The organism is Halobacillus sp. BBL2006 (assembly GCF_000786645.1).
GTDB lineage: Bacteria > Bacillota > Bacilli > Bacillales > Halobacillaceae > Halobacillus.
The window spans coordinates 1-4,319 of record NZ_JRNX01000210.1 but is presented as its reverse complement, the minus strand read 5'-3'; the positions used below and the strand labels follow the sequence as shown (position 1 = coordinate 4,319).

General features: G+C 43.6%; 3 protein-coding genes. All 3 read left to right on the top strand.

The genetic code is table 11. The features are described 5' to 3' along the window. A partial coding sequence (carB, locus tag LD39_RS07255) for a carbamoyl-phosphate synthase (glutamine-hydrolyzing) large subunit (RefSeq protein WP_035544600.1) occupies nucleotides 1-2,535 on the top strand: 2,535 nt, incomplete at its 5' end. Further along, a complete protein-coding gene (argF, locus tag LD39_RS07250; protein ID WP_052158763.1) occupies nucleotides 2,532-3,488 on the top strand; it encodes an ornithine carbamoyltransferase in 957 nt (318 codons plus the stop codon). The genes carB and argF, both read left to right, overlap by 4 nt. A 199-nt stretch (nucleotides 3,489-3,687) precedes the next feature. Further along, a complete protein-coding gene (locus tag LD39_RS07245) occupies nucleotides 3,688-4,173 on the top strand; it encodes a GyrI-like domain-containing protein (RefSeq protein ID WP_035544598.1) in 486 nt (161 codons plus the stop codon). Nucleotides 4,174-4,319 lie beyond the last annotated feature (146 nt).

The window sequence follows — 4,319 nt, the reverse complement described above, 5'->3', positions numbered from 1 at the left end:
GCTTATACGCTTGGCGGTCGCGGTGGTGGCATTGCGGATAGCGAGGGAGATTTGTTAGAGCTTATTAATAACGGATTAAAGGCAAGCCCAATCAAACAAGTAATTGTAGAGAAAAGCATTGCTGGGTTTAAAGAAATCGAATATGAAATCATGCGGGATGCAAACGGGACTTGTATTTCCGTTTGCAACATGGAAAACTTCGACCCTGTCGGGGTTCATACGGGCGATTCCATTGTTGTCGCACCTTCGCAAACGTTGACGGATCAAGAATATCAGATGTTACGAACAGCTTCGCTTACCATCGTTTCGGCTTTAGAGATCATTGGAGGATGCAATGTTCAGCTCGCTTTGGACCCTCATAGCAATCGTTACTACGTCATAGAGGTTAATCCTAGAGTCAGTCGTTCATCCGCTCTGGCTTCAAAAGCTACAGGGTATCCAATCGCGAAAATGGCTACAAAAGTGGCGCTTGGACATTCACTGGATTCCTTGGAGAACCCACTTACGGGACACACTTATGCGAGTTTTGAGCCCGCTTTGGATTATGTTGTTGTGAAATTCCCTCGCTGGCCTTTCGATAAGTTCTCTGACGCTAACCGTAAGCTGGGGACTACGATGAGAGCAACAGGAGAAGTTATGGCTATTGATCGAACGCTTGAGGGAGCCTTCCAGAAGGCCGTACAGTCACTCGATACAAAAACACCCGAAATCATCGATGCAATGGAGCATATGACGAAGCCAACAGACCTTCGTTACTTTGCCATAATGGATCAGTTGGGCAAAGGCAAAACCATTGAGGAGATTCATGACATTACAGGGATCGATCTGTTTTTCCTCGATGTGTTGAAGAATTTAATTGACGTTGAAAAAGCGATCAGCGAGCATACTCTGAAGACGTTGCCGTTAGATATCCTCATACAAGCAAAAGTGTACGGATTCTCTGATAAGTTGATTGGTTCTTTCGTTGGGGAACCTGTTGAGGCAATTGAGCAATTGAGAAGCTCCCATGATCTCATTCCCAAATATAAAATGGTTGATACGTGCGCAGCTGAATTTGAAGCAGCGACTAATTATGTTTATAGCACCTATGCTGGTGAAAATGAAATTGAACCAATAGAAGCTACGAAAAAAGCGTTGATTATTGGGTCCGGACCCATCCGTATAGGGCAAGGAGTCGAGTTCGATTACAGCGCTGTAAAGGCCATAGAAAGTTTACGTAAATTAGGTTGGAAGACAATCATGATCAACAACAATCCAGAAACGGTCAGTACGGATTACGAGACGGCGGACCGTCTATATTTCGAACCAATCACTAAAGAAATTATCGCTTCGATTGTAAATCATGAAAAGGTCGACCTTGTCTTTACCCAGTTCGGTGGTCAAACCGGAATCAATATAGCAGAAGAGCTGGCTGACGCCCAAATTCCTATGGCAGGAGTGGAAGTGGACACCCTTGCTGACCTTGAAGATCGTGATCGTTTCTATACAGCGCTTAATCTTCTTAACATTCCTCATGTGCAAGGAAGCACTTGTTATACGAAAGAAGAAGCACTTTTGATTGCAGATCAATACAATTATCCGCTGCTCTGCCGTCCATCGTACGTCATCGGCGGACAGGGGATGGTCAAAATTAATAGTGAGGCTGAACTGGAGAAGGCTTTGGAGGAGACAGACGATCGCCATTATCCAATTGTTCTAGATGAATTCATGGTTGGAAAAGAAGTAGAGGTGGACCTGGTGGCAGATGGTACGCATAGCTACATTCCAGAAATCATGGAGCACATCGAGCCGGCCGGAGTCCATTCGGGTGACAGCATGGCGATTTTCCCTTCAACGCTGCCAGACAAAGTCAAAGAAGCAGTCTATCAATCTAGCGATCAAATTGTGAAGCATTTCCATTATCAAGGCATCATGAACATCCAGTTTCTTTGGCAAGGGGATGAGGTCTACGTCCTTGAAGTTAATCCTCGTGCTAGTCGGACTGTTCCGATTATCAGTAAAGTTTCCAATCAATCTCTTGTAGAGTTGGCCGTACAAGTATTGGCAGGAGACGCTTCCTGCAAGCTTGAAGAGTTGGAGACACCAGACTTACCTTATGTGGCTGTCAAATATCCACTGTTTTCATCCCATGCATTACCTGAGCTGGATCATAAGCTGGGGGCTAATATGAAATCAACAGGAGAGGGGATGGCTATCGGCCGTACCGTGGAAGAAGCCTTAGCCAAGGTATTCTCTCATTTGCCTAATCCGTATCAAAACCAGCAATCCTGTTTTATTGATGATGGAGGCCATTTCGATGTCCCCTCCAGTAGTTTATCATTCGGAGAATGGATTCAAGCCAATGAATCAGCAGTCTATTTTAATGATGATGATTCTAAAGAAGCCAAGGAGCGTAGAATACAAGCGTTGAAATACGGCATTACTGTATTCAGTGAGAAATCGACCTTCGAGGCTTATTTGAAATCTCTTGCGTGTACACAGGTTGAACCAATCCCATTACCAGATAAGAAGACGGAAGGAGTGCAAGTAGGATGAATTTGATGGAACAAATGATGTCTACGAGCTATTCGCTTAAAGGGAAGAATTTATTAACGTGGCTGGACTTTGATCAGTCAGATGTTACTCAATTGTTAGCGCAAGCGCAATATGTAAAGGAAAATCCTCATTCCAGTACGTTAAGTGGTAAAACACTGGCGATGATATTTGAGAAATCTTCAACTAGAACTCGAGTTTCCTTTGAAGTTGGCATGGTTCAGATGGGGGGACACGCTCTTTACCTTAACTCAAGAGATATCCAAATTGGACGTGGAGAGACGATTGCCGATACGGCCAAAGTTTTATCTGGTTATGTCGATGCCATCATGTTCCGTACGACTTCCCATGAAAAACTGAAAGAACTTTCTGAGCATGCAACGGTACCCGTCATCAATGGTTTGTGTGACATATACCATCCATGTCAGGCGCTTGCCGATATTTTTACAATCCTCGAACTTAAAGGACGCCTTTGCGGAGTAAAACTTGTGTACGTAGGAGATGGAAATAATGTCGCCCACTCCTTAATGATCATCGCCGCGATGATGGGGATGGAGTTTGTGATTGTCACACCAGAAGGATATGAGCCAGATAATGATATTGTTGAAAAATCAAAACGGCTTGCTCGCCGCTATAAAGGCTCGGTTACTTTAAGTCACGCCACCGATGAAGCGGTGGAAGGGGCCGATGTCATTTATACGGATGTATGGACGAGTATGGGGCAAGAAGAGGAATCAGAAAAACGCCTGAAAGCTTTCAGTGGTTTTCAAGTGAACGAAGAGCTTTTCTCTAAAGCGAAGCCGGATGCTTCATTCCTTCATTGTTTGCCTGCCCATCGTAATGAAGAGGTAACAGCCGAGGTCATTGATGGGCCTCAATCAGCCGTGTTCCAGCAAGCAGAAAATCGTATGCATGTCCAAAAAGCGATTTTACAAGCAGTTATTGGATCTTGGTAATAGTCAGTTGAAAAATTGAGAATAAAAAGATGGGTACAGCTAGTATGATATAGAATGAGAAGGTATGGCTTAGGAAAAGGCTAAAAACTTTATCGAATCGCTACGAATATGATCGAACGGGGATTTTTTAAAAGGTAAATGACATTTTTTGTGGAAATAGTTATGGAGAGTGATCAAACAAAAAAGGAGTGGCCCTATAATGAGCGAGCAAGTTTCAACGGCGGTTGAACCTAAAGTCGTCAAGAAGTCCAACTTCAAAGTGGTCGGCACTTATTGTCAAACGATGATGGATGAGCGAGAAGTGAAGATTCCTCGATTGATGGAGCATTTTCACACCTCCAAGCTGCACAAAGTGAAAAACCGCATCAATAATCCTAACTCTATTGGTATGTTCGTCGATCCGCCCAACTGGAATGAGGACACGGAAGCTTTTTATTGGATAGCCGCAGTCGAAGTGGATAGCTTTGAGAAAATTCCGCAAGACATGATCACGAAAACCATTCCTGCACAAAAATACGCAGTCTTAGAATTTGACCCGTCCGTTCATGATTTTAATCCTTATCCTTACCTATTCCAGTGGATAAAAAGCAAAGGGTATGAGCTGGTTGAAGGGTTTGGTTTTGAAGAATATCATCCTTACACTGGTGTTGAAACGAAATTTACACTCTATCTTCCAATCAAATAACCAAAAGCAAGGGCGCTGCATGATCTGCCCTTGCTTTTTTATATAGGCGCAGTTAGGCAGTTTGTTATCCCATTAAAGCTCCCGATTGTTGAAGACTCAGTTTCAAGATAATGGCTGTTTCCGTTGCCTTGGATAGAGAAAGGAGT